Consider the following 26,701-nt stretch of genomic DNA (forward strand, 5'->3'; position numbering starts at 1 on the left):
ATATAATTTTAATGGTGAATGAATATTGTTTTTAGGAGATGCCCCGTGAGCGGCGTTTCTTTTTCTTCTTGTGATACAGCCTGCGTGCGAGAGCCTCTTCCTGCGGGTCGGGACCGTTTGCTTCAAAGTCGAAGATCCCGAAAGCCTGTTCTATGGCACTTTCCATGTCGGAGGAGAATCCGCTTTGCAGACCGGTGTCCGGCATGGGCGCATCCAGATTCGGGATATTGCCCGGATTATTAAAGAGGCGCTCAAAGGCATTTGCCGAGAACTCCTTTCCGAGCCGCGAGCCGTTATAGACCTCCCTGTTCCTGTGGTCGATGAAGGTCGCGCCGTAAATGCGTCCTTCCCCGTTCTCCCGGAACACCACGTCTATTCCCCGGCCGTTCAAGAGGCGGATGAAATCCTCCCGGTTGCCACGGCATCCATGCATGGCGAGTGCAATCTCGTTCCGTATTTTGGGCTGCCGTTTTTTGTTCTTGTATTCACGGGTATTGTAACCAATACGCTTTTCCAGTCCTTCATAACCGAAGCGTTTTCCGATAAGGGAGGACTTGATGGGCGTACATACCGGTTTGCCTGTATTGTCTGTCATGGTATAGACAATGCCGTTGTAAGGTGTCCCTTCAAATTCGCCCCTAACCTGTTTCGCCTCGATGTTAAAGCAGGACAGCAACGCGCTGTACTCTCCGAATGACTGGAAACGGTAAGTGGAGAACACGCTTTTAAGGATGTTGGAAACCTGTTGCTTTACATCGCCATTCTGATAGTCCGCTTTCTTCAGATATGGTTCCAGCAGTTCCCTGCGTTTGTCCTCCACCTGTTTCAGACCGAATTTTCTTTCCAGTTCCCGACAGGCCTTCATCGAGCGGTTCCATTCGTAGGCATCGTCAATCTTTTCCCCTTTCTCGTTCACGCAGGTGGAAACGATATGGATATGCCTGCGGCCGATGTCCTCGTGAATATATACAATGTAAGGCTGGTCGCCGTAGCCCATGCGTTGCATATACTCCCTTGCCAAATCCGCAAATTGGGAATCGGTGAGACGGTCATCCACCGAAGGATTGAGCGATATGTGTAGCACCGGCTTCTCCGTGTTCCTGTTGGCAAGCAGGTAATTTTCGAATGCCCAGAGCGTGTTCCTCATGACCTGTTCCGGATTGCCCGTGACATCGGCAATCATGCGGTTTCCCGAAATGATGCGTGCCGTTGACTCGTTCACTTTCTGCTGGTTGTAGATGACAGCCCCGTAGAGCGACGCGCCCCTGTTGATTTTTGCCACCATGTCATTCCTCCTCCCTCTGTTTTTTGATAAGGTAGGTTTCTTCAAACTCACGGGTTAGCATGATGATCCGCTTGCTCAGCACCACCAGATCTATGGTCACCTTTTCCAGATTGCGAAGCAGGGCGTATGCCCGTTTCTCCCCGAAATTGGTCTTGATTGCCTTTACCGCCTGGTTGTAGTTGTTGCCTACGGCCTGGAACTGATGGTAGAAATTGGTAAGACGGACGTAGTAGTCCATTGCTGCCTTGTCGATTCTGACCACCTTGATTTCCTTGTTCAGAAGTACCGATTTAATAAACCTCGCACGGTAAGCCATACCCGATTTCTGGAATGAGAGTTCAAATTGCGCGTTCTCCCGTGAATTGAATTTGATACCGTAGCGGTACACGGCAGGGTCGGATTTTGATTTCCGCCCTACACCTTTTCTTGCTTTTCTGTTCTTGTTTTCTTCCATACGCATTGAGTTTTTTCAGTTTCTGATCTTCCGTCATGGATTTCCGACTTTGGAGGAAATCCCTCCCGAGCCGTCAGGCGAGCGGCAAGTTGTTTTGGGTTGCCCGAAATATTTCGGGCTGCCGAAAACACAACTTGCTATTACCGCTTGGTAATGAATTTTCCTTCGTCAAATTGTGTTTTGACCTTCAGCCTCATTCTTCGGCTTCGGAAAGCCCTCGCAGCCGTATCCGTTCCGTTGTCGGTGCAAAGTTATGGCAGTTTATTCTGTTGTAAAATAGCAAGTTATATGTAACATGATGACATATGGTGACACAGGTCGTCACCTCCCTTGAAACATGGTGGAAGTATGGGAAAATACCATTTTATTTGCAGCGTGAACGGTAAAACAAACCAATAGTCAAGTAACTGTCCGTTGTATTGCCGGTTAGCGAAAGCACTTGTTGTAACAGGCGGGTAATGATTGGATGCTTGCTTTGTTAAGGCAGAGAACTATCGGTTGGTCGGTTTGCCGGTTGGTGAGCACAAAGCAACCGTATCACTAACAAACCATGTCACAAAGCAAACAACAGACAAGTAAAACAATAGTATAATAAACCATTAAAAAAGTTCAGTTATGAAGAAGAATCCGTTATTCGTTGCGGTCAGCAATCAAAAGGGTGGGGTCGGCAAAAGTACCATGTTGATAACGCTTGCCAGTCTCCTGAATTATTCGATGGGCAGGAATGTGGCCATCGTTGATTGTGACTCCACCCAGCGTAGCCTGTTCAATCTGAGGGAACGGGACATGGAGATGGTGGAGATAAACAAGAAGTACATGGTGTTGCTGGAGGAACAGAGACTCAGGGGATGTAGGATTTATCCTATCAGGCAGGCAAAACCGGAGAATGCACGCCAGGTGGCCGGAGAGTTGGCGGCAAAAGCAGATTTTGATATCGTTTTCATAGATCTGCCGGGATCTATGGACATATCCGGCGTTTTGCAGACCATTTTCAATGTGGATTATGTATTGACCCCCATTGCCGCTGACAATTTTGTCATGGACAGCAGTTTTGTCTTTGCCAAAAGCGTCATGAAGTGTGCGGAAAACCGGAATAACATTCCCTTAAAAGACGTGTTCCTGTTCTGGACCAAGGTCAAGAAAAGAAGCAACACCGAGGTGCTTGACAACTATATGGCACTGATGAAGAAACAGGGGTTGAAAATTCTGGATTCAATGATTCCCGATCTCTGCCGCTATGACAAGGAACTGTCATCCCGGACACGCACCTATTTCCGCTGTTCGCTCCTTCCACCGCCGGCAGGACAGCTTAAAGGCAGCGGATTGCAGGAACTGGCAAACGAACTGATTGTAAAATTTAACCTGTAATTGAGATATGGCAAAGAAAATTGTAAAAGTGAATGAAGAAAAAATCAGGGGGTATATGGTCGGTGACATTCCTGATGCCATCGAGAACGAGGATATCATAGTGGTTGAGGTTCCGGAAGAGGGAAACAATGAAAGGCAGGATACGGAAAAAGAAACTGCCCGGAAAAATTCCAAATCTTGCAATATGCCTAAAAGTGACAGTAACTTTCGTCAAAAGTATCTGGTGAATACCCCCATGCCCGGACGTATCCAGGTGTACCTGAACCGCAAGCTGTACGACGAGATAAAGAATTATCTCAATGTGATAGCTCCCGAAGTAAGTATTGCGAGCTATATCAGTAACATCATAGCCGAGCATATAGAACTCAACATCGAGGAAATCACCCGAATGTATAAAGACCGTTTTTCACCCCCTAAAATTCAATAGTCATGGAAACAACATTAATTTATTTTTCAGTAAAAGCCGTGTCGGCAACTTATATATTATATAAGGTATGGATGTTTATATTCAGTCCGAAAGTTTATAAATTCTGGAACAATCAGCTTCGTTATATGCGCATTGCACGTATCCGGTTATGGAAATCACGCAAAAAACGGATGGCGGAAAAAGCAAGGAAAGCCCGGTATAGGGCAAGACTGGACAAGGCTGAAGCATGGATCGCACAAGCGGAGAACGATATCCTTAAAGTCGGGCATGAAAAGAATACCGAAACGCAGCCGAATCCCCTGAACGAGTACAATGAAGTAATCGGCAAGACGAAGATAGTCTATCTTGAAGACCCGGAAGTGGCGAGAAAAACTCCCACACGTTCTGAGCCTATGAAAAAGGAACCCATAGAGGAGGATGAGGATATAAATCCGGATGACGTGATTGATGACTTTACTCCCAAAAAAGGACTGACAGAATCGGAAAAACGGGAACTTATGTCAAATGACGGGTGCGTTCCTGATCCGGATTTTTCAAGGGCATTGACTTTTGAGGAACTGGACAATGTCGCTGATGTGCTTATTTCGGGGACGGATGACAGAAAGAAAATCCGAAATGCTGCCGAAACCTTGTACCAACTTCAGGATACAGACCTGTTCAGGTTCTTTTCAACCGAATTGAGTACTCAAAGCCAATTGGAAAAACTGCTTAGGGAAAATATGCCAAATGGAAAAGAGACATCAAAACAGTCTTTGGAACAGATTGGAATTGATTGGAATAAATACATGTAAATATGGAATCGAATGAGAAAAACAAAAAAACAACAAGCAATGCCGAAGTCAGAAGCAGAATCTTTTGGCATAAAAAGAAATCCTGCAATTCGTGCCCCACGCATCTATCTATCTGAAGAAGAAGTCATCAGAATTATGCGGAAAGAAGCCGCTATCAAAAAGAAGATAGGAAATCTTATTGATAGTATGCTTTGTGATGATTCACAAATTTCAGCAATGGATAATATAAAAAATAAGACAGAGGCATTCGATATAGATGAATTCGTTTAATTGTTTCTTTTTGCTGTCATAGTTTCAGAAGGCATGTCGATGTGATATCGGTGTGCTTTCTCTATGTCAGATTCCTTTTCCGGTTCTGAGGTGTAGACAATGTATAAAACGTGTAAAATGAACAGAAGCGAAGTGTGAAAGCCGGCTTTCACACTTCGCTTTTCCATTCCAATACAGACAGCCGCTATTTCATCCTTTCATAAAGATTGAGACCGGTTTGCCGCTTTCAAACGCCTTGCTCACCGTGTAGTATGTTCCCCCTTTCGGCTAAAGATTCCCAATAGGCTATGACTGTATCCGCTTTACGCACCATGTATTCATTCCTGCGAAAGTAGCCGCGGAAACGGGGCTGCCTTTGCCGGAAGGAATGAAATTCCACTTTCTTCTTATCCCTGTTTTTCTGTTTAACATTGATGGAAAAGCCCTTTTTGAACAGCTCAAAATCTTTTTCCGATGTAACGTGATGTCATACGGTGTCACATATCGTATAGTCTGTAAATCAATAAATTAAGCATTATATATTCGCAGTCGAAATCATTTTTTGTTTCACCAATTAAAAGTTTCGACACATGAAAAAAAGATTCTTTTTGGCAGCCATGACGCTGCTGGTTTCAATGGGGGCATCCGCCCAGGGCAACGGTATCGGTGGAATTACGGAAGCTACCAATATGGTCACTTCGTATTTCGATCCCGGCACCAAGCTGATTTACGCCATCGGTGCCGTTATCGGCCTTATCGGAGGCGTGAAAGTCTATTCCAAGTTCTCGTCAGGTGACCCGGACACCTCAAAGACTGCCGCCAGCTGGTTCGGTGCGTGTATCTTCCTGATTGTCGCTGCCACCATCTTACGCTCATTCTTCCTGTAATATGGCGGAATTCAATGTCAACAAGGGGATTGGGCGCAGCCCGGAGTTCAAGGGACTCAAGAGCCAGTACCTGTTCATCTTTGCGGGAGGATTGCTCGCGTTGTTCGTAATCTTCGTCGTCATGTACATGGCAGGTATCGACCAGTGGGTCTGCATCGGTTTCGGGGTCGTTTCCGCATCGGTGCTGGTCTGGGGCACTTTCAGGATGAATTCGAAATACGGTGAATGGGGCCTTATGAAACTCCATGCGCTGCGCAGCCATCCCCGCTACATCATCAGCCGGAGAAAGTTCCTCCGGTTGTTTTCTCCAACCATTAAAAACAGAAAAGCATGAAAAACGTAATGAAAACAGCCACGCTGGAAAGCAAGTTTCCGCTGTTGGCCGTGGAGAACGGCTGCATCATCAGCAAGGATGCGGACATCACCGTGGCATACCGGGTGGAACTGCCGGAACTGTTCACGCTGACACGTGCCGAGTACGAGTCCATGCACTCCACCTGGGCAAAAGCGGTAAAGGTCTTGCCGAACTACAGCATCGTACACAAGCAGGACTTCTTCATCGAAGAGGGATATAAGCCGGATATCTGCAAGGAAGACCTGAGCTTTCTGAGCCGCAGTTTCGAACGCCATTTCAACGAGCGGCCGTATTTGCAGCATACCTGTTACCTGTTCCTTACGAAAACCACGAAGGAACACAGCCGGACAACCAGCAGTTTCAATGCACTTACAAGGGGATTCATTATCCCCAAGGAAATGCAGGACAAGGAAACCGTCACCCGGTTCATGGAGTGCTGCGGACAATTCGAACGCATCGTAAACGACAGCGGCCTGCTACGTATCATCCGCCTGACGGATGAGGAGATCATCGGGAGCAACAATTCCGCCGGCATCATCGAGAAGTATTTTTCCATGTCGCAGGAAGATGCTACCTGCTTGCAGGATCTGTCACTCGGTGCCGGAGAAATGAAGGTGGGCGACAACTACCTGTGCCTTCATACGCTTTCCGATCCGGAAGACCTGCCGTCGAACGTGTCAACCGATTGCCGGTATGAAAGGCTCTCGACAGACCGGAGCGACTGCCGGCTGTCCTTTGCCGCACCGATAGGCATCCTGCTTACCTGCAACCATGTGGTGAACCAGTATCTCTTCATTGATGATTCGGCTGAAATTCTCAGGAAATTCGAGCAGACCGCACGGAACATGCACTCGCTTTCCCGTTACAGCCGTTCCAACCAGATCAACCGCGAATGGATTGAGGAGTACCTGAACGAGGCACACAGCAAAGGGCTGGTTTCCATCCGTGCGCACTGCAATGTCATGGCATGGAGCGATGACCGGGAAAAGTTGAAGCGCATCAAGAACGATGTGGGCAGCCAGCTGGCGTTGATGGAAGCCAAACCGCGCCACAACACGGTGGATGTGCCGACCCTCTTCTGGGCGGCAATACCCGGCAATGCCGGAGATTTCCCGTCCGAGGAGAGTTTCCACACCTTTATCGAGCAGGCCCTGTGCCTGTTCATCGGGGAAACCTCCTACAAGGACTCGCTCTCCCCGTTTGGCATCCGTATGGTGGACCGCCTGACCGGAAAACCCGTCCATCTGGATATTTCCGACCTGCCGATGAAGAACGGCACAATCACGAACCGGAACAAATTCATCCTCGGACCTTCGGGCAGCGGGAAATCTTTTTTCACCAACCACATGGTACGCCAGTATTACGAGCAGGGTGCGCATGTGCTGTTGGTGGATACCGGAAACTCCTATCAGGGACTGTGCAGCCTTATCCATGCCAGGACACACGGCGAGGACGGGATTTATTTTACTTATGAAGAAAAAGATCCGATAGCTTTCAATCCTTTTTACGTGGAAGACGGGATTTTCGATATCGAGAAGAAAGAATCCGTCAAGACGCTTATCCTTACCCTGTGGAAGCGTGACGACGAGCCGCCGACACGTGCCGAGGAGGTGGCGCTATCCAATGCGGTCAATCTCTTTCTGGAGAAAATCCGCAGGGACAGCAGCATAAAACCCTCCTTCAATACCTTCTATGAGTTTATCCGTGACGAGTATCAGGATATCCTAAAAGAGAAGCGAACCCGTGAGAAGGATTTTGACGTATGGGGATTCCTCAATGTATTGGAGCCTTACTACAAAGGTGGCGAGTATGACTACCTGCTTAACTCTGACAAACAGCTTGATTTACAGAGTAAACGCTTCATAGTTTTTGAATTGGACAATATCAAGGACAATAAAGTACTCTTCCCGATAGTCACCATTATCATCATGGAAACCTTCATCAACAAAATGAGAAAGTTGAAAGGAATCCGCAAGATGATATTATTGGAAGAAGCCTGGAAAGCCATTAGCAAGGAGGGTATGGCGGAATATCTTCGGTACCTCTTCAAGACCGTCAGAAAGTTTTTCGGTGAGGCCGTGGTCGTGACCCAGGAAGTGGAGGACATCATTTCTTCCCCGATTGTCAAGGGTACCATCATTAATAATAGTGACTGTAAGATTCTCCTTGACCAGCGCAAGTATATGAACAAGTTCGATGAGATCCAAGCGTTGCTCGGTCTGACCGACAAGGAGCGGGCGCAGATACTTTCCATCAACATGGCAAACAATCCTTCCCGAAAGTACAAGGAAGTGTGGATTGGTCTCGGAGGCTCACAGTCAGCAGTCTATGCCACCGAGGTGTCGCTTGAAGAATATATGGTGCGCCCGTAAAGGGAATTTGACGAATGTCGCTTTGGCAAGCGACTGGGCAAGTGTTTAAAATGCCCATTAACAACCGCTAACCGGAGGGGAAAACCCCACAAGGGAACATAGCACGTTGGTAAAGCCATAAGTCAGCCAACTGTCAGGCTGCGACCGAATGGCAAGTTAAAATGATAGATATGAGGATAAAGCCTGCATTGGTTGAACGATAGTCCGAGCAGTCGTATCCTTGGGCAATGACGGAAGACAGTTGAATAATTCTTCGGAATTATACCGTTATGTTGCGGTACTACACTGATGACACGTAGCAGGAGTAGCATAAACTTACCGCAAGGCAACTACCATAAGTAGTAAAGGACGAAAGTCGTATCCGACAATCTATCGAGCCAAATAGTCGTCAAATTTCTAAACGGGGATTGCCTAAACCGGAAAGCCAGTTGTAGGGCTATGGGGTCTGCCCCTGAATATCCGGCATGGCAACGGAGCTTCCATAGTAGTCTGAGCAGGGTAACGCCTTGTACATGGCGAAGGGGAGCAGCTAATTAAGTTTAACAATTTAAAGGAAGATGTGAGAGACATGAGAAATCCAGAAAATGTGTTGAACAGTCTGAGTAAACACAGCGGTAACTTGAACTATAAGTTTGAGCGGCTGTATAGAGTGCTGTTTAACGAGGAAATGTTTTATGTAGCCTATCAGAATATTTACAGCAAGACAGGCAACATGACGGCAGGAGCCGATGGTAAAACCATTGACGGAATGAGTATTGACCGAGTTGAACAACTGATTGGCAGTCTTAAAAATGAGACTTATCAGCCTAATCCGTCCAAAAGGACGTACATACCTAAGAAAAACGGGAAAAAACGTCCGCTTGGCATACCCTCTTTTGATGATAAGCTGGTACAGGAAGTAGTCAGAATGATACTTGAAGCAATCTATGAAGGTAGTTTTGAACATACTTCACATGGGTTTCGTCCCAAACGAAGTTGTCATACTGCTCTTATAGATATACAAAAGACATTCACTGCCGTGAAATGGTTTATTGAAGGCGATATTAAAGGATTCTTCGACAATATCAATCATGACGTACTGATTAATATTCTTCGGGAACGTATCGCCGACGAGAGATTTTTGCGGCTTATCAGAAAATTCCTGAATGCCGGATATGTGGAAGACTGGGTATTTCATAGAACGTACAGTGGAACTCCGCAAGGCGGGATTATCAGCCCAATACTGGCTAACATCTACCTTGACAAGTTCGACAAGTACATCAAGGAATACATCAATCGGTTCAATAAAGGGGTAACAAGAAAAGGCGACGCTCGATACAAGCTCTACGAACAGCGAAGATACCGACTGGCAAAGAAACTAAAGAATGAGAAAGATGTAAAGGTAAGGAAACAGATGACCGCCGAAATTAAGCGGCTACGAGAAGAACGGAACAACTATCCGGCACGTAATGAAATGGACAGCAGTATCAAACGGTTAAAATACGTGAGATACGCAGATGACTTTCTGATTGGAATTACCGGTAATCTTGAAGACTGCAAAACAGTAAAAGAGGATATTAAGAATTATTTGAATGAAGCTCTTAAACTGGAACTGTCAGACGAAAAGACACTGATAACCAATGCGCAGAAACCAGCGAAATTTCTCGGATATGACGTATTTATACGTAGGTGTAACGATTTACGTAAGGATAAGTACGGTAAAACGGTTCGTGCATTCGGACACAAGCCTGTATTGTACCTGAATTTTGAAACGATGCGGAAGAAACTCTTTGATTATAAAGCCGCAAGAATCGCGGTCGTCAATGGCAAAGAGGTTTGGAAATCCATCGTCAGAACGTACATGCTGAACTTGGATGACTTGGAAATAGTCAGTCAGTTCAATGCCGAAATCCGAGGGTTCTATAATTATTACTCAATAGCCAATAACAGCTATGTCATCAATTCTTTCTATCACATTATGTCATACAGCATGTATAAGGTATTTGCGAACAAATACAAATCATCTGTAAAGAAAATACTTCTGAAATATAAAAAGAACAAGTTTTTCCAAGTGGCATATGAAAATAGCAAGGGTAAGACACTTTACCAATCATTTTATCATGATGGTTTCAAACGCAAAAAGGTTGCAGGGAATATTTACTGTGACACTATTCCACGGACAGTTTCCATAACAGGTGGACGTAACAGCCTTATGGAAAGGCTGAAGCTCCAAGTTTGCGAATTATGCGGTGCTACCGATAAACTCGAAATGCATCACGTTCGCAAACTTAAAGACCTGAAAGGTAAATCCGACTGGGAAAAGAAAATGATAGCTCGAAGACGAAAAACTTTGGCTGTCTGCTCAAAGTGTCATGCAAAAATAGACCCCGACCGAAGAATCAGACTGAATTAATTAGTGGAGAGCCGGATACAGGGAGACTTGTAAGTCCGGTTCGGAGGCGAGTACTCGGAAACCTACCATAGAAATATGACAAGGCGCTGGGTGCTTAGCCTACTGCTACACCACTGAAGAAACGGAAAAACTGGAACTCATGCGCCTTACGGACAAACTCGGCGGCAACATAGAGCTTGCAATAAGGCAGCTCGCAGAGAGCAAACGTAACAGTAAGTAACATTCAAAAATCAAGAAAGACATGAAATTTACCGAATGGATAAGACATCGGATTGTCGGTCGCTTCCGGGAACCGGACCACCGGGAATTGCAGGAGATTGCTCAAAAAGCCAAACGTCTTGCCGGTGTGTACAATCACGGGGAACTTGCAAAGCTTATCCGGGAGTACAGTCATTCGGAAAAAGCTATTGAACAGATCGCCCTGCTGATAGCGAAATCCGAACCCTTCGATTCTCCCATATCAACGATGAACAAGGAATCCGTAGATATGATGGATGTATTGACGGATACTCCATTTATGGCGAAACACGGCTCTCAACTGACGGATATCCCACCATGGGAAGCCACATCAGTGCATGGTTTGTTCGCAATGTACACCATTATGCGTGATTGGGGATGTACGAAATATCCGATGAATAGAATTGAACGCCCGCCACATAGTGAAGTAATATCCGCAATAAGAATATTGGACTTCCAGAGAAAGAGCCGGGATGTATCTGAACTATGCGAACTCGCCTCATACAGCATGGTGCCATCGACCTACGTCAAGCTGCGCTATGGCATTGAGGACAAATGCAGTACCTATGAATGGCTCGAAAGCTATCTGATGGACAGGGATGACTGCTGCATTGAGCCTGATGTCAGGATGAACATTCCCCGTATAGAAGCCGAGATGTGCGCGGCGGCTGAAAAGGCGGTCGAGAATATCCCCGGAGTCCGTCTGCCGGACTTCTATCTTGAGGGACTTGACCGGGAGCTTGACAAATTGGGGCGTATCGCCGTGTCACCGGATGCTTCAAACGACCTTATCAATGTGCAACCGGATTTTCTGGTCAAATACGGTATTGACAAGACCGCAGCCCCGGAAGAACAATCCCGTCAGGCACAGAAAGCCTACAAAGAACTGGATAACAGATTAGTCCGGGTTACCAGCCGCAGACCTTATGCTGACGAATTCTTCGCATCCCTCAGACACGGGAAAGAAAAAGTGGCAGAGGTAGACCGTCCGAGACCGGTGCACAAGCCTATCCTCCGTAATCCGCCGTCCAAAGGGCGAAAAATGGGACTTTGACTTTCAACAGATTTTTATTCACCATTAAAACAGAAACATCATGAAAAAGAAAATTCTCATGCTGTGCATGGGCTGCTTCCTTGCCAGCCTCACAGCAAAAGCGCAATGGGTCGTGAGCGACCCGGGCAATCTAGCACAGGGCATCATCAATGCCGCCAAGAACATTGTTCACACGTCCTCCACAGCCACTAATATGGCGAATAATTTTCAGGAGACTGTAAAAATCTACAAGCAGGGCAAGGAGTATTACGACGGATTGCGCAAGGTCAAGAACCTTGTCCGGGATGCCCGCAAAGTCCAGCAGACCGTCCTGATGGTGGGAGATATCACGGACATCTATGTCACCAACTTCGAGCGTATGCTCAGCGATCCGTATTTTACACCGGAAGAACTGAGTGCCATTGCCCTTGGGTACACCAAACTGCTGGAAGAAAGTGCCCACCTGCTGAACGACCTGAAGACGGTGGTCAACGAGAACGGCCTTTCGATGAACGACAAGGAACGTATGGACATTATCGACCGCTGCTACAACGACATGCTGCAAAACCGTAGCCTGGTGCAGTATTACACCAACAAGAACATCGGGGTGTCCTACCTGCGCGCCAAGAAACGGAACGACCTGGACCGCGTGATGGCACTCTACGGCTCACCGAACGAACGTTATTGGTAATTATTCCTAATCCGCTTTCATTATGTTATTGTTGGCTATAGATTTTGACAACCTGCATCAGATTTTACAGAATCTGTATGTGGAAATGATGCCGCTCTGCTCAAAGATGACCGGTGTGGCAAGAGGCCTTGCCGGTTTGGGAGCGCTTTTCTATGTGGCGTATCGTGTATGGCAGGCTCTGGCCCGTGCCGAGCCTGTGGATGTCTTTCCGCTTTTGCGTCCGTTCGCCTTGGGGCTTTGTATCATGTTCTTTCCGACACTCGTTCTGGGTACGCTGAACAGCATCCTCTCGCCCGTCGTGAAAGGGACCCATACCATATTGGAGTCGCAGACCTTTGACATGAACGAGTACAGGGCGCAGAAGGACAAGCTGGAGACTGAGGCGATGAAACGGAATCCCGAGACAGCCTATCTGGTCGACAAGGAGACTTTTGACAACAGGCTGGACGAGCTGGGCGCGTTTGACGCTATAGAAGCCTGCGGAATGTATGTGGACCGTGCCATGTACAACATGAAAAGGGCCGTGCAGAATTTCTTCCGCGAACTGCTGGAACTCCTGTTCAATGCGGCGGCGCTGGTCATCGACACGCTGAGGACATTCTTCCTGATCGTGCTTTCGATACTCGGTCCCGTTTCCTTTGCCATCTCCTGCTGGGACGGTTTCCAGGCTTCTCTCAGCCAGTGGTTCGTCCGCTACATCAGTATCTACCTGTGGCTTCCCGTAAGCGACCTGTTCAGCAGCGTGCTGGCGAGAATCCAGGTATTGATGCTGCAGAGGGACATCGAACAGCTTTCCGACCCGGATTTCATCCCCGACAGCTCAAACGGGGTTTACATCACTTTCCTCATTATCGGCATCATCGGGTATTTCACCATCCCGACCGTATCGAACTGGATTGTGCAGGCCGGAGGCGGTGCGGGCAATTATGGAAAGAACGTGAACCAGGCGGCATCCAAGACAGGCTCCGTGGTGGCCGGGACTGCCGGAGCGGCGGTGGGAAACATTGCCGGCAGGCTTATCAAGTAATAACAGTATAAAACATTTACAGAATGGAATTCAAATCATTGAAAAATATCGAGAGCAGCTTCCGACACCTGCGTCTGTTCGGAATCGTCTATCTGTGTGTATGCACCCTGCTTGTGGGATTTTCCGTATGGAAGGCTTACAGTTTCGCGGAAGCGCAACGGGAGAAGATCTATGTGCTGGATGAAGGCAAGTCACTGATGCTGGCCCTTTCACAAGACCTGGAGCAGAACCGCCCGGTGGAAGCAAGGGAGCATGTCAGACGGTTCCACGAACTGTTCTTTACGCTCTCGCCCGACAAGAATGCGATTGAAGGCAATATCCGGAGGGCCATGTTCCTCAGTGACCGTTCCGCCTATGCCCATTATGTGGATCTGGCAGAGCAGGGATATTACAACCGGATAATTTCGGGTAACGTGAACCAGCGTGTAGGGATTGACAGCGTCAAGTGCGATTTCCATACCTATCCGTATGAGGTCGTGACCTACGCGAAACTCTCCATTATCAGGGAGAAGAGCGTGACCGAGCGCAGCCTCGTCACGCGTGGCAGGCTGCTGAACTCCACCCGCAGCGACAATAATCCGCACGGCTTCATCCTCGAAGCCTTCCGTGTGGTGGAGAACAGGGATATAAGAGTGTATGACCGTTAAAATTCAGAATGTATGAAAAAGATGTTTGTAAAAATCAAGGAATCCGTGGAAGAAAAGCTGCGGAAGCTGTGTGCCGGGCTTAGCCCGGAAAAGAGAGTGCCGGCAATTGTCATGCTGGCTGCCCTGTTTGCCATCGGAAATTTCTATATGATTTTCCGTGCCATCCATGACATCGGACGGGAGGATGTACGGCCGGAAATCATAGAGATACCCCCGATAGAAATTCCGGATGTCGTTCCTGCCGATACACTCCCGGATAAAAGGGTGCAGGAAATGGAAGAGTTTTTTAACCGATTCAATCAGAAAGAAAATGAGTAATGACGTCAATAAATTGAAACAGAGGCTGGAAATCAGGAAATACCTGGTTTTTGCCGGGATGTTCCTCCTGTTCCTCGGAGCGATGTGGCTCATTTTCGCACCGTCCGAAGAGGAAAAAAAGAAAGAGGAAAAAAATGCGGGATTCAACACCGAGCTTCCCGATCCGAGGGAAGCGGGCATAGAAGGGGACAAGATTGCCGCCTATGAGCAGGCTGACATGAAACGCAAACAGACGGAAAAACTGCGTACGCTGGAGGATTTCTCCGGGATGGCAGACGGGAACTCCGGGACTGTCGTGGAATTGTCACCGGATGCGGATGCCAAGGATGGCAGTTCTCGTGAAGGTGACAGAAGGAATGAAGCCTGTTCTTCATCCGTCTCCGCCTACAATGACATCAACAGGACGCTCGGCAACTTTTACGAGTCACCGCAGGAAGATCCGGAGAAGGAGGCGTTGAAAGCCGAGGTGGAACAACTCAAGCAGGCGGTCGCCGCACAGAACGCGCAGCCGGGTTACGAGGAGCAGGTGGCTCTCCTGGAAAAATCCTATGAGCTTGCGGCCAGGTATATGCCGGGCAATGGCAGTGTGAATACGGACAGCCGTTCCGATAATGAAAGTCCCGGGCGGAACGGAAAGGCGAAAGCCGTTCCCGTGGGGCTGGTTTCCACACCGGTGGTATCATCGTTGCCGCAGCCTGTCAGTGATTCTATACAGCTTACAGGAATGGCACAACCGGAAAGATTCCACACGCCAATCGGTCATAAAGAAGAGAGAAATGTGAGGAATACCATCCGGGCCTGCATCCACGGGGACCAGACCGTCATCAGCGGTCAGGGAGTGAGGATGAGACTGCTGGAGCCAATGCGTGTAGGGAAGCATATCCTGCCCAAAAACTCCCTGCTTACCGGAGAAGGGCGCATACAGGGTGAAAGGCTTCACGTCAATATCCTTCAGGTGGAATATGGCGGTACCATCATCCCCGTGGAACTTGCCGTGTATGACAATGACGGACAGGGCGGCATCTTCATTCCGGGGTCAATGGAGGCTAACGCCGTCAGGGAGGTTGCCGCCAATCTGGGGCAGAATCTCGGCACGAGCATCTCCATCACCAACCAGTCGGCAGGTGACCAGCTGCTTTCCGAACTCGGAAAGGGTGCCATACAAGGTGTCTCGCAGTACATATCCCGGAAGATGCGTGAAGAGAAGGCGCATCTCAAGTCAGGCTATACCCTGATGCTTTATCAAGACAACGATCAATAACAATCCATTAAAATTCAATCGACATGAAAAAGTTTTTTGTAATGCTTGCCCTTGCATGGGGCACTGTGGGCGCTTTCGCCCAAAATGAAGCCGACAGCGTAGCGGCGGTAAACAATGCCGTCACACTGGCCAAGGAAGTGTATCCTCAAAAAGAGGAGGACGGAGACCTCTATCACGGTCTGACCCGTAAACTCACCTTTGACAGGATGATACCTCCATACGGGCTGGAAGTGACCTATGGAAAGACCACGCACATCATTTTCCCGTCATCGGTGCGTTATGTGGATCTCGGTTCTCCGAACCTCATTGCAGGCAAGGCGGACGGTGCGGAGAATGTCATCCGTGTAAAGACCACCGTGAAGGACTTCCGTGAGGAGACCAACATGTCCGTGATTACCGAAAGCGGAAGTTTTTACACCTTCAATGTGAAGTATGCGGAAGAGCCGCTGCTGCTGAATATCGAGATGAAGGATTTCATTCATGACGGAAGTGAGGTGAACCGCCCCAACAACGCCCTTGACATCTACCTGAAGGAATTGGGCTGTGAATCGCCTAAATTGGTACACCTTATCTCGAAGTCCATCCACAAGGACAACAGACGGCACATCAAGCATATCGGAAGCAAGGCGTTCGGCATCCAGTACCTGCTCCGCGGACTCTATACGCACAACGGCTTGCTTTATTTTCATACACAGATAAAGAACCGGTCCAACGTGCCTTATGAGGTGGATTTCGTGACTTTTAAAATTGTGGACAAGAAGCTGATGAAACGTACCGCCATTCAGGAACAGGTGATATTCCCACTGCGTGCTTACGACTATGTAACGTCCGTCGCGGGGAAAAAGGACGGGCGCACCGTTTTCGTCTTCGACAAATTCACCATCCCCTCGGACAAGGTGCTGGTGGTGGAGATGCACGAGAAAGGCGGTGGCAGACACCAGACCTTCACCGTGGAAAGTGAGGACATCGTGAGAGCCGGGGTTATCAACGAACTTAAAGTGAAGTAGCCATGAAGAAGTATCTGTTCCTTTTTGTTACAGCCGTGTCGCTTGCCCTGTTTTCAGGGCGGGCGCACGCCCAGCGGTACCTGCCCGGGATGAAGGGCGTGGAACTGCGCGGAGGATTTGCGAACGGCTCAAAGTCCCCCTTGAATTATTATACCGGATTTGCCGTTTCCGGATACACCCCAAAAGCCAACCGCTGGGTCATAGGCGCCGAGTATCTGATGAAGAATTATGGGTATCGGGATGCGAGCGTACCCCGTGCGCAGTTCACGGCAGAAGGCGGCTATTATCTGAAATTCCTGTCTGATCCGACAAAGACGGTCTTCCTCTCGGTCGGCGGTTCCGCACTGGCCGGCTATGAGACCGTGAACTGGGGCGAGAGGATACTGTATGACGGTTCGAGGCTGCTCGCCAAGGATGCGTTTGTCTATGGCGGCGCGATAACCCTGGAACTTGAGGCATACGTGACAGACCGCATCGTCCTTCTTGCCGCTATCCGGGAACGTGTATTGTGGGGAAGCTCGCTGGACCTGTTCACGACACAATTCGGTCTGGGTGTCAAATTCATAATCCATTAGAACCGTATCGCTTATGACTATAGAAGAGATAAGAGACATTCCAATCGCCGTTTTTCTGGCACGGATGGGATATGAACCGGCAAGAAGACGGGGGGATGAATATTGGTATTTGGCCCCGTACCGGGAGGAGCGCACCGCCTCGTTCCAGTTGAATGTCCGTAAGGATATATGGCATGACTTCGGTACCGGACAGGGAGGCGACATATTCACCCTTGCGGGGGAGTTTATCGGCAGCGGGGATTTCAAGGCGCAGGCCAGGTTCATCACAGGGATATGGGGCGGTCTTGCTCCCGAACACAAGACCGTTTCCCGTTCCGGGGAAAATGACAGGGAAGATTCCCATAGGCAGGAAAGTTTCACGAAGGTACAGTCCGGACCGCTGCACAACAGCGTCCTGCTCCGTTATCTGGCGGAACGTGGCATTAGCGGTGATGTGGCTATGCCGAACTGCAAGGAGATCAGGTACACCTTGCACGGGAAGCGGTATTTCGCCATCGGTTTCAGGAATGTCAGCGGTGGGTACGAGGTGCGCAACCGCTTTTTTAAGGCCAGTCTCTCTCCGAAAGACATTTCGCTGATGGACAACGGTTCGGATACTTGCAATCTCTTCGAGGGGTTTATCGACTGCCTCTCGTGGATGCAACTCGAATTGGGATGTGGCGACGACTATCTCGTACTGAACTCGGTGGCATTGCTGGAACGCTCGTTCCCCGTTCTTGACAGATATGAGAGAGTCAACTGTTACCTGGACCGGGACGAAGCCGGACGGCGCACGCTGGAGGCGCTCCGCAAACGCTACGCGGATAAAATAGTGGACTGTTCCTCTTTGTACAAAGGATACAAGGATCTGAACGAATACCTGCAGAACAAGTTTCTGTAAAAATAGAATTAAGTATAACGTATTAAAATCTGATTGAATATGAATGCATTGAATAAAAAAAGAGAATTGGCCGGAATGATGGCAATCCTGTTCCTGGGTCTGGCGGCTTGTCTGTTGTCCGCCTGCAATGATGAAATGGATGTACAGCAGTCCTATCCGTTCAAGGTGGAGACCCTGCCTGTCCCCACACGTATTGTGAAAGGTGAGACGGTGGAAATACGGTGTGAACTCAAACGTGAAGGACGGTTTTCCGATGCCCGCTACACCATCCGATATTTCCAGCCGGACGGCAAGGGTACACTCCGTATGGATGACGGGATGGTGTTGCTGCCCAATGACCGCTATCCCCTTGACAGGGAGGTGTTCAGGCTATACTACACTTCTGAAAGCGAGAACCAGCAGACGATAGACATCTATTTCGAGGACAACAGCGAACCGGCACAGATTTGCCAATTGACTTTTGATTTCAACAACGAGGCGGAGGACGAGGATTCCGTCGTGACTGCGGATAGCAAGGAATTGCCGGTCACAATTGTCGGACACTAAGCCGGTCCTGCCTATGATGAAGTTAAAAGCAATATGGTTTGCGGTGCTTTCCATCACGGTCTTTTTTCCGGGTATGCCGTCGAGGGCGGAGAATCCGATAAAGGCAAGTCCGGACAGGTTCAGTATTGCGGTCGAGTGTGTCAAGCGATTCGAGGGTTGGCATGGAGAGAAAAAGCATTGGCCTTATGTCGGGTGGGGGCACAAAGTTCTTCCCGGGGAGAGGTTTACCAACAGTATTACAAAAGCACAAGGTGATTCCATTCTGAGAGCAGACCTCCGTAAGTTGTGCCGTATGTTCAGTTATCTGGGACGTGATTCTTTGATCGTTAGTGTTCTTGCGTATAATGTGGGCTGTTCCCGTATCAAAGGGTATGGAAAAATACCCAAGAGCCGGCTGTTGAAAAAACTGGAGTCGGGTGACCGCGATATCTATAAGGAATATGTCTCCTTCAGATGCTACAAGGGGAAAGTGGTTCCGAGCATCGAACGGAGAAGGAAAGTGGAATATATGCTGCTTTTTGAGAAGTAAATGAAAAAGGGAGAATCTTTCAGTTGTTTTCGACTGTCAGGTTCTCCCTTATGCGTATTGTCGGAATCAGGCCATTTGTGCGGCTTGTATGTCAGCTTACCGGAACGGCATCCTGTACTTCAGCTGCTTCCGGCAGATGGGAAAGCAGTAGTTCCGCCATTGCTCCGTTTTGTGGAATCAGTGCCGGGAAGTCCGTTTTTCCGGGCTTGTATATCTCTGTGGCTATATTGTATAGCTCCCAAGCGGTAATCTGCCCTTTGGTCATAGCCAGTTTAAGCACCTCTTCCGTGAATATAGAAATTTGCCCTTGGTTCAGAGGATAGGTTTCCACGGAGGATGACAGATTCCTGTCCGAACTGTCGTGGGAGACGCGCAACGCGGTCAACAGACCTATATACATATAGATTTCCTCCATAGATATAACCCGGCGTTTCAGCCGTTGTATGCGTTCGATGTCCTCGTTCATGTTCACCTCGAAATTGGCAAGCCAGCCGTCCACGGTTTCGAACACCTCTTCCGTCGAGACTTTCTTCTTGCCGTAATTGCAGACACTTCGCTCGGGTGAAAGGATACACTGGTTATGACAGATTAGCACGCAGGGACCTATGGCTGCCTGTATGCCGTCCTGGTGGTAGGCGACGACCAATGTTGTGGTCAGTTCGTCCGTCTCCCAGTCCTTGATCCGGATGGTGGCGAAGATACGGCGCAGGATGTGCGCTTCCACGGCTTTTTCGCCATGTGTCTGTTCCACCTGCGGAAGGATGCTTACTCCCGGCTGCGTCTTGTTCCTGTTCTGGGCCGCGAAGATTTCCTCCACCTCATAGTCGAGATTGTATTTCTCGCAGATGTCCATCATGCGCCGGATGACCTGGTAATGGTAGATACCTTGCACCGGGTTGTTGTAGATGTCGTTTTCCTTGTAGGTACGCTGAAGCGTCTCGAAGTTCATCACTTCAATTCCGTTTTTCTGGAAGTCAAACTGCTGTTGTCTTTCCATTACTGCCAATGTCGTTTCCATAATCTTGAATTTTATGAAGTTAATACTGTCGTTTGTCTTTTATCAGGTGTGTATCTGCCATCCGTGGAACGGTTGTAGTGTTACGGCAAAAGAGCGGTCCGGTATTCCGTGATAGAGCAGACCGCCCACGATGCCTGTCCTTCCGTCGGGATAACATTGTGTAAAGCCGAACGAGTACGGGGCATGGTCATAGTAGAGTGAGATTTCGCAGGGATGGTCGGGATTTTCTTCCCAGCTCTTCAACCGCTCCAGGCATTTTTGGAGCGAGGTGTCACCGATGGATTCGGCATAACGCTTTACATTCTCGAAATGTTCTTCATTCAGGATTTTCATGACTTTTGAATTTTATCTGTTAAACACGTCCGGCTCCGGGAGCCGGTATTTTTATTTCTCGCCTGCCAGACTGTCCCGTGATCGTACCCGCAAGGTTTGGCGAAAGAAAATACCGCAGCCGTCAGGCGAGGATGATTTTCTTTCAGCCAACCCCGCAAGGGGCCTGACCTTGACAGGGTACACCGGACACGGGACTACCTTTGCAGGGTGGGAAATAAAATACACGGTAGTGTGCTTTGCATGGTCTGTGGCGATTCTCTTCCTGATTTGTTCGCCATTGCCGGACAAAAGATGTATTTTTGCAATTCTAATTTCAGTTTTATGGAAAACTATATAAAGAAAGCGGCGGATGCTTTCCTTGTGGAGCGTCCGTACGGTATGCGTGTGGATTACAGGAAGAAAGGATTCGTGCTGTTTAACCGTAACCTCAATGTGTTGGGAAATGCGGAACAGACCCGTCTGGAAGAACTGCCTCTGGAGCGGTTCAATGTGGAGGAGATTCCGTTGGAGGGTGAAGTCGTGGAGGAACACTCAGGATTTACCGATGTATTCTTCTATACCGATCTGACCAATCCCTATGCCGGATATGTACTGAATTTGCAAAAGCTTAAAGCCTATAACCGGTTGATGTTTCCGCTGGCAATGGCGCTGAACCGTGAATTGTGAGGCCGGAAGCCGGTAGCGGTAACAGCTGCATGGAGCAGACCGTTACCGCCCCGGATTTAATTATTTGCCCTCTTTTTCTGTAATGAACGCCAGATAGGCGGACACGGCCTTATGGCATCCGGTAAAGTCCGGAGTCCGGCAGCCCTTGATTTTCCGGAAACTGACGGTGCCGTTCCTGTCAATGCCCCTCACATGCCTGTTGAATGTCCCTTTGGTTCTGATATGGATGTCAAAACCGTCCCTTCCGGTGATTTCAACGAACATTTCTCCCGTGATCCGTTCCCCGTCCAGGAATTTCTCTTTCTGTTCATTGAGTAGCCGCTGATGTTGCTCTTCCTGCACTCTGCGCTCTTCCGCCTCTTTCTCCTTCTGCTCCCTGCGTTTCTGCTCCTGTATTCTTTTATATTCCTCACGGGCTTGCACCAGGGAAGTGGTGTCAAGTCCGAGAGCCTCGAACACGCGAACGGAGATCAAATTGACGAAGGCTCCTCTTTCCGCACTTTGAAGCGTATCCGCAATCCAGTTCCTGCAATAGGTGGCGGCTTCCTCTCTGCAATCTTCTCCCTTGAGAAACCGGCGTGAATACTGCCCGCTGGAAAAATAAACGTTTTCAATCCGGCAGACCACATGGAAACAGTCATCGTCTTCATTCCCGTCTTCGTTCTTTCTTGACAGGGAGAGATATACATTCTTCGCATACGGCTCCAGTTCCATATAAGAAGCCACGACGGTATTCCCGTCAGACTTGTACTTGAACACTTTTGCTTTCATTGTTACATTTTTTTGATTGTCCGTTCATATAATCCGTAATTCTCATTTCCAGTTCATCGTATATCCGGTTGAACAGTTCCTGGTACTCTTCCAGAAAAGCCCCGTCCGTATCGCACATGTCTTCGAGTGTCTTTCCATTTGCACGGCACAGCTCCGTATCGGCCAGCTCACAGACAATCTCGCTGAGCATCGAGCGGTCCTTGTCTTCGGGAAGCAGCCCTCCTTTTTTCAGAAGGCAGTAGTTACGGATATTGATTCGCAAATACAGGTCCGCCTCTTTCCACCGTCCATCGGGAAAAAGAGAGAATGCCTGTTTCAGTCCGTCGGGCTGTCCGCCCCACCATTCGTTCAAATTGTTCGGTTCCATATTGATAAGTTTAATTGATTACTGTCTGTTTGGTTTGCCATTGCCGATGGGCGGTGATGTATTCCTGTCGTTCCTTCTCCAGTAACGCTTCTGCTTCGGGAGTGTAGCCGATAAAACGAATGTAACCGCCGTTATAGCCTGTAAGCTTGCACCGAATACCGGCTTTCTCCAATTTGTCGATCCGTTTCTGAGCCAGTTTCGCGCTTGAATAATCCTTCGGCCAGAAATAATGCTCTCCGTGTGAGCCGTAATGGTCTTCTCCGAATATCATTTCGCCGGAATGCCTCCTGTGCTCGATAAAATCAAAGCGGGCTGTGCCCAACGCCTGCCTGATGGCCTTGTGTGCCGGACCTTCGGGATGCTTGAACACTTCCGGCTTGTCCTTCCCCTTACAGTCAAGTTTCGGCAGTTCCACCTTGTAAGGCTTCCGGTAACTCCCTATAGCCAATGTCAGGTAGAAATTGGTATGGAAATAATCCGTCATCGCATCGCTGTCATCGAAGTTGTATGACATGACAAAGTCACAGACATTCAGCATCACCTCCTTGGCACGGTCTGTAAGATCGGGGTTTCGCTCTATGTTGTAGTGGTTGATATGATCCTGTACTTTGCCGGATTCCCTGGTGAACGCCTCAAAGTCCGCGCTCATCAGTTTGATGTAAATGGAATTGTAGTTCTCCCGTCTGACGGAGAACTTATATCTCGGATAGATTTCCTTTAGCCAAGTTCTCACAAGTTCTACGATTTCAGGGGCATGTTGCCCTTTGTAGTTGCGACCTTTCCAACGGTATTCATTATACACGTACTCGGTATATTCCTTTGCCGTGGCACCCGAATAGTCATGTTCATACCCGGTTGATGCGGCAGAGACATCCGGTTTGTCTTTCCAGACTTCAAAAAGCCTTTCAAACTCGGTGTTCACCTGTTGCATGATGGCAGTGTCGCCACCCTTGTCCGGGTGGTGCTGCAATGCCAGACGGCGGTATTCCTTCTTCAGGTCCGCCAATGAATGTATGTTATGAAAATAAGCCATAGCTATAGGTATTTATGCCCCTGCGAGGCGGTTGATAAAATATTCCTGGTTGTCAAGGTCAAGTCCGAGGTTGCTGCACGCCATTTCGATGTCATCTTCCCTCAGGTCGTCCGCCTCCTGCAACTCGCGCAGGTACCGGATTTCAGAATCCAAGTATTCCTGCGCTTCCATATGGCTGCAACTGCATGAGTTGCTAATCTGTTCAATGATGTTAATCTGCATATTATTCGTTTTTAGAATTATACCTGTTGTAAATTTCCCGTTTATGTTCGTAGTCCCGGCTGTTCCACCATTGGTCTGCCGCATCAATGAATGTCTGCGTGTTTTCGGAAGGCGGAGAGTCACAGACTTTCAACCCTGTGATTTGTTCCTTTGTTTCAAAACCGCACGACTCCCACCAGCCCTGCATCTTTTGTGTGAACTCCGCCTTAGTACAGAAAAAGACCTGAACGCCACATTCTTCGCACCATTTCCCATCGCACCACAGCCCGTTATTGTCATCATGCACATAGCTGATACGTTCATCCGTATTGGCGTTTATCCATGCTTGGATTTCCAACTGCCGTGAACCGCATTCTTTACAGACAAGGATGTCGGAATCGTCCGGCTCTTTTCTGAAAGCCCTGCCGTCATAGAGTGTAACGGCACGTTCCACGAGCAATTTCTGGTTGTTTTCCGATAACTCGGCAAAGAACCGTTCCGCCGCGCCGAATATGGACTTGTCCGCCAATGCGGACCATTTATCCCAGAAGTGCCGGTACATATCTCCAAATACGGCCTTGCATTCTTCCTTGCTCCAGGCGTTCCACATATAGTAGAAGAAGCTGGAGACTGCGTTTTCCGCTTGATATTTCATTGTTCTTCAGTTTGTGGTTCTACTTTTTTGCTCTCTTCCAGTTGCTGCCATACAGCCTCATACATTCCGGAAAGCCAGTCGATGTTACTGGCTCCGAGTTCGAACGGGCTGTAACATTCCACTTCATCACCGCTTTCTTTCTCTTCGGCAAGGACGGTCAGGCTGCTGTCCGTTACCCGGAGTCCTGTCACCCTGCATTCGTAGGGGTCTCCGTTCTTGCCAAACCATATCACCCAGACCGGGTCATAATCCTCTTCCGGAAACCGTATCGCGTTCATGGCATGGTCATGGAGCAACTGCCGTATCGCTTCGATGATGTCTTTTCGCAGTTCTTCGATCCTGTCTCCGAACACCGACATGGGGGATTTCCCGCCTCGCTGCCTTACGGAGAGAACCTGCAAGTCCGGATGACAACCGAACTTCCAGTCCGTCACTTCATCGTCATCCCGCGTTGTGTGGATGTTGCCGCCCAATACCAGACCGCAGTCTTCCGCCACCATGCTTTCCGCTTCTTCACGGTCTTCCGCCACCACTGTGTAAGTACCCTCGAAGATGTACCTTACTTTTACATCGTATTTTTCCATAATCTTCTATGATTTGATTGTTGATTAGTTGATTTTATCAGGATACAATGCGAACCGCATCTCCGAAAAAGGAGTCGTCCACCCCATATACATGCCGGACCGAACAGTCATATTTGGAACGTTCGTCATCCAGCCGGAAGCGGAAACCATGATAGTCCTTGACTTCCAATTTCAGCTTTACGTCCCGTTTCAGTTCCATTTCAAGCAGGCTTCCACCACCATACGTCGAACTGAAAAGTCCGCAACAGTTGCCTTTGGGGATAATGACCTCTTTCAATGAAAAGTCGGCTTCATACAGCTCTTTCAGGCTTACCCTGCCGATGTAAGTCAGCAGGTTCGCCCCGCAGCAGGAATTGATAAGTTCCTCGTAGAATTGTTCGTAGGAAACCTGCTCCTTGCCGTTCCGGTTCTTACGGTTCGGGAAACGCCCGTAAGCCCTGTAGCCGTGCTCTGTCAAGATTTTCTTTACTCTCGCCGGATTGAGGTTCAGGCTGTCCACCATGTCCCCGAAGTAGGATTCCTCGTACCTGTAACCGCCTTGCGATTCAAACCAGTTGGAGTTGATGCAGTCATAGTTGGAAAGCATCTCCACACGGATAGGAATGTCGTCCGTGTGCCTTACCAATTCCTTCACCACGTCCGAATCGTTGCGGCTGTAAATCTCGTCACGGATTTCATCTTCGTATTCATCGAAGAAGTCATCGACCGCTTCCCCGTCAAAGTCATGGAATACGGCACATTCCTCTTTCAGTTTCGCAATAATCTCACGGACAGCTTCCCATTCGGCATCGCTGTACCACTCGTCTGCCTTTTCCCACAAATGTTCGCGGCTCTTGCTGTCAAGGCATTTTTGAATCAGTCCGCAATGATTGTCAAGATTGTCATTGTAGTCCGTCCATATTAGTGTATAGGCCGGTTCCATCAGGGATTTGATGAAATCCAATGTCAATGTTTTCTGTTCATCCATTTCTGTTACCTGTGTACGGCAGGATTCCTTTTCCCGTACATACCGTTATAAATGACGGAAGCGGCCTTCAAGCCGCCTCCGTGTTGTTTCCTAACCATACAGTTCCTTCACGATCTTGTCATATATTTCCTTTGCCATTTCCGTATTCCGGTTGAAGTGGAAATAAGCCGTGTATCTGTATCCTGTTCTTGGCACTCCTCCGCACTGCTGTATTGCCCTGTCTATCTCCCAGTCGATATCACCTATGCCAAGAGATATGCTTGTGCCATGCAGCATACACCGTGCGAGTTTCAATGCGGAATCTGTCTTGTCTTCCTTGCGCAACCGGTCGAAAGCCATCAGCGCGATTTGTCTGTTTGAAATCTTTATCTCTTCCATATATTTTGCATCTGTTTGGGTCAGACAATCCCGGTAAGTTGCCTGAATCGCGCAACTATTTCATTGCATTTGCTTTGGGCAAGTTCCTCATATTTTTTGCAAATGGCACAGTATGCCTTCCAAGGTTGGCCTCTAAGCTCGTGCTCGTATGAGGACCTGACCAATTCCGGATATTCTTCAAAAAGTGTCTTGAATGCTTTACGCCATTTGCGCCCTTGCCACAATCCGTTTGCTATCAATGTTATGAATTCAAACATCTGTTCGTCTGTTTTCACATCCAATGCATAAAAATGGTCTGTTGTCGGCCACACGTTGTTGGAATGCTGCCAAGTTTCTATCTGCTTGGTTTTGGCATTGTATGCCATTCTTGTAATTACCTGGTGACTCATATTGATAT

The 26,701-nt window shown here is 48.5% G+C and carries 33 protein-coding genes; 20 read left to right on the forward strand and 13 right to left on the reverse strand.

Annotation, left to right across the window (positions count from 1 at the left end):
- Window positions 1–31: 31 nt before the first annotated feature.
- Window positions 32–1,285: a conjugal transfer protein MobB gene (gene mobB / locus D8S85_RS11405; protein WP_005680459.1), complete on the reverse strand. Its 1,254-nt coding sequence runs from the start codon at window positions 1,283–1,285 to the stop codon at window positions 32–34.
- A gap of 1 nt (window position 1,286) precedes the next feature.
- Window positions 1,287–1,745, reverse strand: a complete 459-nt coding sequence (gene mobA, locus D8S85_RS11410) for a conjugal transfer protein MobA (RefSeq protein ID WP_004310651.1) — start codon at window positions 1,743–1,745, stop codon at window positions 1,287–1,289.
- 609 nt (window positions 1,746–2,354) lie between these two features.
- Between mobA and D8S85_RS11415 the strand changes: the two genes are divergently transcribed.
- The 19 genes from D8S85_RS11415 (at window position 2,355) to D8S85_RS11520 (ending at window position 19,331) form a co-directional block, all read left to right on the forward strand.
- Complete coding sequence (locus tag D8S85_RS11415) at window positions 2,355–3,107, forward strand: ParA family protein (protein WP_127075083.1); 753 nt, start codon at window positions 2,355–2,357, stop codon at window positions 3,105–3,107.
- Between the two features lie 7 nt (window positions 3,108–3,114).
- The gene (locus D8S85_RS11420) at window positions 3,115–3,534 is read left to right on the forward strand and encodes a DUF3408 domain-containing protein (protein ID WP_004310648.1); all 420 of its coding nucleotides are present in this window, start codon (window positions 3,115–3,117) and stop codon (window positions 3,532–3,534) included.
- Between the two features lie 2 nt (window positions 3,535–3,536).
- Window positions 3,537–4,325 carry a DUF4122 family protein gene (locus tag D8S85_RS11425; RefSeq protein WP_005680463.1) on the forward strand — a complete coding sequence of 263 codons (789 nt, stop codon included), beginning with the start codon at window positions 3,537–3,539 and terminating at the stop codon, window positions 4,323–4,325.
- A gap of 12 nt (window positions 4,326–4,337) precedes the next feature.
- Window positions 4,338–4,595, forward strand: a complete 258-nt coding sequence (locus D8S85_RS11430) for a hypothetical protein (RefSeq protein WP_005680464.1) — start codon at window positions 4,338–4,340, stop codon at window positions 4,593–4,595.
- A 569-nt stretch (window positions 4,596–5,164) separates the two neighbouring features.
- Complete coding sequence (locus D8S85_RS11440) at window positions 5,165–5,461, forward strand: DUF4134 domain-containing protein (RefSeq protein WP_004310646.1); 297 nt, start codon at window positions 5,165–5,167, stop codon at window positions 5,459–5,461.
- Between the two features lies 1 nt (window position 5,462).
- Window positions 5,463–5,795, forward strand: coding sequence for a DUF4133 domain-containing protein (locus D8S85_RS11445; RefSeq protein ID WP_008777481.1), 333 nt, complete (start codon window positions 5,463–5,465; stop codon window positions 5,793–5,795).
- Window positions 5,792–8,188, forward strand: a complete 2,397-nt coding sequence (locus D8S85_RS11450) for a TraG family conjugative transposon ATPase (RefSeq protein WP_005680465.1) — start codon at window positions 5,792–5,794, stop codon at window positions 8,186–8,188. The genes D8S85_RS11445 and D8S85_RS11450 overlap by 4 nt, the downstream gene beginning before the upstream one ends.
- A 568-nt stretch (window positions 8,189–8,756) precedes the next feature.
- Window positions 8,757–10,580 (forward strand): reverse transcriptase/maturase family protein, encoded by a 1,824-nt coding sequence (locus D8S85_RS11455; RefSeq protein ID WP_032845029.1) that lies wholly within the window; start codon window positions 8,757–8,759, stop codon window positions 10,578–10,580.
- Window positions 10,581–10,821: 241 nt separating this feature from the next.
- A complete protein-coding gene (locus D8S85_RS11470) occupies window positions 10,822–11,871 on the forward strand; it encodes a hypothetical protein (RefSeq protein ID WP_005680467.1) in 1,050 nt (349 codons plus the stop codon).
- 40 nt (window positions 11,872–11,911) lie between these two features.
- Window positions 11,912–12,541 (forward strand): DUF4141 domain-containing protein, encoded by a 630-nt coding sequence (locus tag D8S85_RS11475; protein WP_005680468.1) that lies wholly within the window; start codon window positions 11,912–11,914, stop codon window positions 12,539–12,541.
- Between the two features lie 22 nt (window positions 12,542–12,563).
- Entirely contained in the window at window positions 12,564–13,568 is a 1,005-nt protein-coding gene (gene traJ, locus D8S85_RS11480) for a conjugative transposon protein TraJ (protein WP_008765484.1), read from the forward strand.
- A gap of 23 nt (window positions 13,569–13,591) precedes the next feature.
- Window positions 13,592–14,215, forward strand: a complete 624-nt coding sequence (gene traK, locus D8S85_RS11485; RefSeq protein WP_005832135.1) for a conjugative transposon protein TraK — start codon at window positions 13,592–13,594, stop codon at window positions 14,213–14,215.
- Between the two features lie 12 nt (window positions 14,216–14,227).
- The gene (locus D8S85_RS11490; protein WP_008777483.1) at window positions 14,228–14,533 is read left to right on the forward strand and encodes a TraL conjugative transposon family protein; all 306 of its coding nucleotides are present in this window, start codon (window positions 14,228–14,230) and stop codon (window positions 14,531–14,533) included.
- Entirely contained in the window at window positions 14,526–15,794 is a 1,269-nt protein-coding gene (traM, locus tag D8S85_RS11495) for a conjugative transposon protein TraM (protein WP_005832131.1), read from the forward strand. Before D8S85_RS11490 ends, traM begins: the two co-directional genes overlap by 8 nt.
- Before the next feature lie 23 nt (window positions 15,795–15,817).
- Window positions 15,818–16,801 carry a conjugative transposon protein TraN gene (traN, locus tag D8S85_RS11500; RefSeq protein ID WP_127075085.1) on the forward strand — a complete coding sequence of 328 codons (984 nt, stop codon included), beginning with the start codon at window positions 15,818–15,820 and terminating at the stop codon, window positions 16,799–16,801.
- Window positions 16,802–16,803: 2 nt separating this feature from the next.
- The gene (locus D8S85_RS11505) at window positions 16,804–17,376 is read left to right on the forward strand and encodes a conjugal transfer protein TraO (RefSeq protein ID WP_005832127.1); all 573 of its coding nucleotides are present in this window, start codon (window positions 16,804–16,806) and stop codon (window positions 17,374–17,376) included.
- Window positions 17,377–17,389: 13 nt separating this feature from the next.
- Complete coding sequence (locus tag D8S85_RS11510) at window positions 17,390–18,256, forward strand: toprim domain-containing protein (RefSeq protein ID WP_005832125.1); 867 nt, start codon at window positions 17,390–17,392, stop codon at window positions 18,254–18,256.
- 39 nt (window positions 18,257–18,295) lie between these two features.
- Window positions 18,296–18,802, forward strand: a complete 507-nt coding sequence (locus tag D8S85_RS11515) for a DUF3872 domain-containing protein (RefSeq protein WP_005832123.1) — start codon at window positions 18,296–18,298, stop codon at window positions 18,800–18,802.
- Between the two features lie 13 nt (window positions 18,803–18,815).
- A complete protein-coding gene (locus D8S85_RS11520) occupies window positions 18,816–19,331 on the forward strand; it encodes a glycoside hydrolase family protein (RefSeq protein ID WP_005832121.1) in 516 nt (171 codons plus the stop codon).
- Window positions 19,332–19,422: 91 nt separating this feature from the next.
- Here the strand turns inward: D8S85_RS11520 and D8S85_RS11525 are convergent, their stop codons facing one another.
- Both D8S85_RS11525 and D8S85_RS11530 read right to left on the reverse strand, forming a co-directional pair.
- The gene (locus D8S85_RS11525) at window positions 19,423–20,349 is read right to left on the reverse strand and encodes a hypothetical protein (RefSeq protein ID WP_005832118.1); all 927 of its coding nucleotides are present in this window, start codon (window positions 20,347–20,349) and stop codon (window positions 19,423–19,425) included.
- Window positions 20,350–20,391: 42 nt separating this feature from the next.
- Entirely contained in the window at window positions 20,392–20,682 is a 291-nt protein-coding gene (locus tag D8S85_RS11530) for a DUF4120 family protein (protein WP_005832116.1), read from the reverse strand.
- 321 nt (window positions 20,683–21,003) lie between these two features.
- Between D8S85_RS11530 and D8S85_RS11535 the strand changes: the two genes are divergently transcribed.
- Window positions 21,004–21,348 carry a hypothetical protein gene (locus tag D8S85_RS11535; protein WP_008777488.1) on the forward strand — a complete coding sequence of 115 codons (345 nt, stop codon included), beginning with the start codon at window positions 21,004–21,006 and terminating at the stop codon, window positions 21,346–21,348.
- Between the two features lie 60 nt (window positions 21,349–21,408).
- Here D8S85_RS11535 and D8S85_RS11540 read toward each other — a convergent pair whose 3' ends face one another.
- The 9 genes from D8S85_RS11540 to D8S85_RS11580 form a co-directional block, all read right to left on the reverse strand.
- Window positions 21,409–22,119, reverse strand: coding sequence for a hypothetical protein (locus tag D8S85_RS11540; protein WP_005832111.1), 711 nt, complete (start codon window positions 22,117–22,119; stop codon window positions 21,409–21,411).
- Window positions 22,088–22,486: a hypothetical protein gene (locus D8S85_RS11545; RefSeq protein WP_127075087.1), complete on the reverse strand. Its 399-nt coding sequence runs from the start codon at window positions 22,484–22,486 to the stop codon at window positions 22,088–22,090. The genes D8S85_RS11540 and D8S85_RS11545 overlap by 32 nt, the downstream gene beginning before the upstream one ends.
- A gap of 10 nt (window positions 22,487–22,496) precedes the next feature.
- Complete coding sequence (locus tag D8S85_RS11550) at window positions 22,497–23,519, reverse strand: LPD29 domain-containing protein (RefSeq protein WP_005832109.1); 1,023 nt, start codon at window positions 23,517–23,519, stop codon at window positions 22,497–22,499.
- 12 nt (window positions 23,520–23,531) lie between these two features.
- A complete protein-coding gene (locus tag D8S85_RS11555) occupies window positions 23,532–23,741 on the reverse strand; it encodes a hypothetical protein (protein WP_005647134.1) in 210 nt (69 codons plus the stop codon).
- Between the two features lies 1 nt (window position 23,742).
- Window positions 23,743–24,375: a hypothetical protein gene (locus D8S85_RS11560; protein ID WP_005832107.1), complete on the reverse strand. Its 633-nt coding sequence runs from the start codon at window positions 24,373–24,375 to the stop codon at window positions 23,743–23,745.
- A complete protein-coding gene (locus D8S85_RS11565) occupies window positions 24,372–24,959 on the reverse strand; it encodes a hypothetical protein (RefSeq protein ID WP_005832105.1) in 588 nt (195 codons plus the stop codon). Before D8S85_RS11565 ends, D8S85_RS11560 begins: the two co-directional genes overlap by 4 nt.
- 37 nt (window positions 24,960–24,996) lie before the next feature.
- Window positions 24,997–25,926, reverse strand: a complete 930-nt coding sequence (locus tag D8S85_RS11570; protein ID WP_005832104.1) for a hypothetical protein — start codon at window positions 25,924–25,926, stop codon at window positions 24,997–24,999.
- A gap of 90 nt (window positions 25,927–26,016) precedes the next feature.
- Complete coding sequence (locus D8S85_RS11575; RefSeq protein ID WP_005647140.1) at window positions 26,017–26,304, reverse strand: hypothetical protein; 288 nt, start codon at window positions 26,302–26,304, stop codon at window positions 26,017–26,019.
- Window positions 26,305–26,324: 20 nt separating this feature from the next.
- Window positions 26,325–26,693 carry a hypothetical protein gene (locus D8S85_RS11580; RefSeq protein ID WP_005647142.1) on the reverse strand — a complete coding sequence of 123 codons (369 nt, stop codon included), beginning with the start codon at window positions 26,691–26,693 and terminating at the stop codon, window positions 26,325–26,327.
- Window positions 26,694–26,701: the final 8 nt, after the last annotated feature.

The sequence above is a fragment of the Butyricimonas faecalis genome, from assembly GCF_003991565.1.
GTDB classification, from domain to species: domain Bacteria; phylum Bacteroidota; class Bacteroidia; order Bacteroidales; family Marinifilaceae; genus Butyricimonas; species Butyricimonas faecalis.

Excerpts from the sequence above, each read along its gene's own strand:
- D8S85_RS11415 (WP_127075083.1), top strand. The coding sequence starts at position 2,355 with ATGAAGAAGAATCCGTTATTCGTTGCGGTCAGCAATCAAAAGGGTGGG.
- D8S85_RS11555 (WP_005647134.1), bottom strand. The coding sequence starts at position 23,741 with ATGCAGATTAACATCATTGAACAGATTAGCAACTCATGCAGTTGCAGC.
- mobB (WP_005680459.1), bottom strand. The coding sequence starts at position 1,285 with ATGGTGGCAAAAATCAACAGGGGCGCGTCGCTCTACGGGGCTGTCATC.
- D8S85_RS11450 (WP_005680465.1), top strand. The coding sequence starts at position 5,792 with ATGAAAAACGTAATGAAAACAGCCACGCTGGAAAGCAAGTTTCCGCTG.
- D8S85_RS11515 (WP_005832123.1), top strand. The coding sequence starts at position 18,296 with ATGAATGCATTGAATAAAAAAAGAGAATTGGCCGGAATGATGGCAATC.
- D8S85_RS11525 (WP_005832118.1), bottom strand. The coding sequence starts at position 20,349 with ATGGAAACGACATTGGCAGTAATGGAAAGACAACAGCAGTTTGACTTC.
- D8S85_RS11565 (WP_005832105.1), bottom strand. The coding sequence starts at position 24,959 with ATGGAAAAATACGATGTAAAAGTAAGGTACATCTTCGAGGGTACTTAC.
- D8S85_RS11540 (WP_005832111.1), bottom strand. The coding sequence starts at position 22,119 with ATGAAAGCAAAAGTGTTCAAGTACAAGTCTGACGGGAATACCGTCGTG.
- D8S85_RS11550 (WP_005832109.1), bottom strand. The coding sequence starts at position 23,519 with ATGGCTTATTTTCATAACATACATTCATTGGCGGACCTGAAGAAGGAA.
- D8S85_RS11470 (WP_005680467.1), top strand. The coding sequence starts at position 10,822 with ATGAAATTTACCGAATGGATAAGACATCGGATTGTCGGTCGCTTCCGG.
- D8S85_RS11505 (WP_005832127.1), top strand. The coding sequence starts at position 16,804 with ATGAAGAAGTATCTGTTCCTTTTTGTTACAGCCGTGTCGCTTGCCCTG.
- D8S85_RS11520 (WP_005832121.1), top strand. The coding sequence starts at position 18,816 with ATGATGAAGTTAAAAGCAATATGGTTTGCGGTGCTTTCCATCACGGTC.
- D8S85_RS11575 (WP_005647140.1), bottom strand. The coding sequence starts at position 26,304 with ATGGAAGAGATAAAGATTTCAAACAGACAAATCGCGCTGATGGCTTTC.
- D8S85_RS11420 (WP_004310648.1), top strand. The coding sequence starts at position 3,115 with ATGGCAAAGAAAATTGTAAAAGTGAATGAAGAAAAAATCAGGGGGTAT.
- traJ (WP_008765484.1), top strand. The coding sequence starts at position 12,564 with ATGTTATTGTTGGCTATAGATTTTGACAACCTGCATCAGATTTTACAG.
- D8S85_RS11580 (WP_005647142.1), bottom strand. The coding sequence starts at position 26,693 with ATGAGTCACCAGGTAATTACAAGAATGGCATACAATGCCAAAACCAAG.
- traM (WP_005832131.1), top strand. The coding sequence starts at position 14,526 with ATGAGTAATGACGTCAATAAATTGAAACAGAGGCTGGAAATCAGGAAA.
- D8S85_RS11445 (WP_008777481.1), top strand. The coding sequence starts at position 5,463 with ATGGCGGAATTCAATGTCAACAAGGGGATTGGGCGCAGCCCGGAGTTC.
- D8S85_RS11545 (WP_127075087.1), bottom strand. The coding sequence starts at position 22,486 with ATGGAACCGAACAATTTGAACGAATGGTGGGGCGGACAGCCCGACGGA.
- D8S85_RS11560 (WP_005832107.1), bottom strand. The coding sequence starts at position 24,375 with ATGAAATATCAAGCGGAAAACGCAGTCTCCAGCTTCTTCTACTATATG.
- D8S85_RS11570 (WP_005832104.1), bottom strand. The coding sequence starts at position 25,926 with ATGGATGAACAGAAAACATTGACATTGGATTTCATCAAATCCCTGATG.
- D8S85_RS11475 (WP_005680468.1), top strand. The coding sequence starts at position 11,912 with ATGAAAAAGAAAATTCTCATGCTGTGCATGGGCTGCTTCCTTGCCAGC.
- D8S85_RS11430 (WP_005680464.1), top strand. The coding sequence starts at position 4,338 with ATGAGAAAAACAAAAAAACAACAAGCAATGCCGAAGTCAGAAGCAGAA.
- D8S85_RS11425 (WP_005680463.1), top strand. The coding sequence starts at position 3,537 with ATGGAAACAACATTAATTTATTTTTCAGTAAAAGCCGTGTCGGCAACT.
- traK (WP_005832135.1), top strand. The coding sequence starts at position 13,592 with ATGGAATTCAAATCATTGAAAAATATCGAGAGCAGCTTCCGACACCTG.
- D8S85_RS11490 (WP_008777483.1), top strand. The coding sequence starts at position 14,228 with ATGAAAAAGATGTTTGTAAAAATCAAGGAATCCGTGGAAGAAAAGCTG.
- mobA (WP_004310651.1), bottom strand. The coding sequence starts at position 1,745 with ATGCGTATGGAAGAAAACAAGAACAGAAAAGCAAGAAAAGGTGTAGGG.
- D8S85_RS11510 (WP_005832125.1), top strand. The coding sequence starts at position 17,390 with ATGACTATAGAAGAGATAAGAGACATTCCAATCGCCGTTTTTCTGGCA.
- D8S85_RS11535 (WP_008777488.1), top strand. The coding sequence starts at position 21,004 with ATGGAAAACTATATAAAGAAAGCGGCGGATGCTTTCCTTGTGGAGCGT.
- D8S85_RS11530 (WP_005832116.1), bottom strand. The coding sequence starts at position 20,682 with ATGAAAATCCTGAATGAAGAACATTTCGAGAATGTAAAGCGTTATGCC.
- traN (WP_127075085.1), top strand. The coding sequence starts at position 15,818 with ATGAAAAAGTTTTTTGTAATGCTTGCCCTTGCATGGGGCACTGTGGGC.
- D8S85_RS11440 (WP_004310646.1), top strand. The coding sequence starts at position 5,165 with ATGAAAAAAAGATTCTTTTTGGCAGCCATGACGCTGCTGGTTTCAATG.
- D8S85_RS11455 (WP_032845029.1), top strand. The coding sequence starts at position 8,757 with ATGAGAAATCCAGAAAATGTGTTGAACAGTCTGAGTAAACACAGCGGT.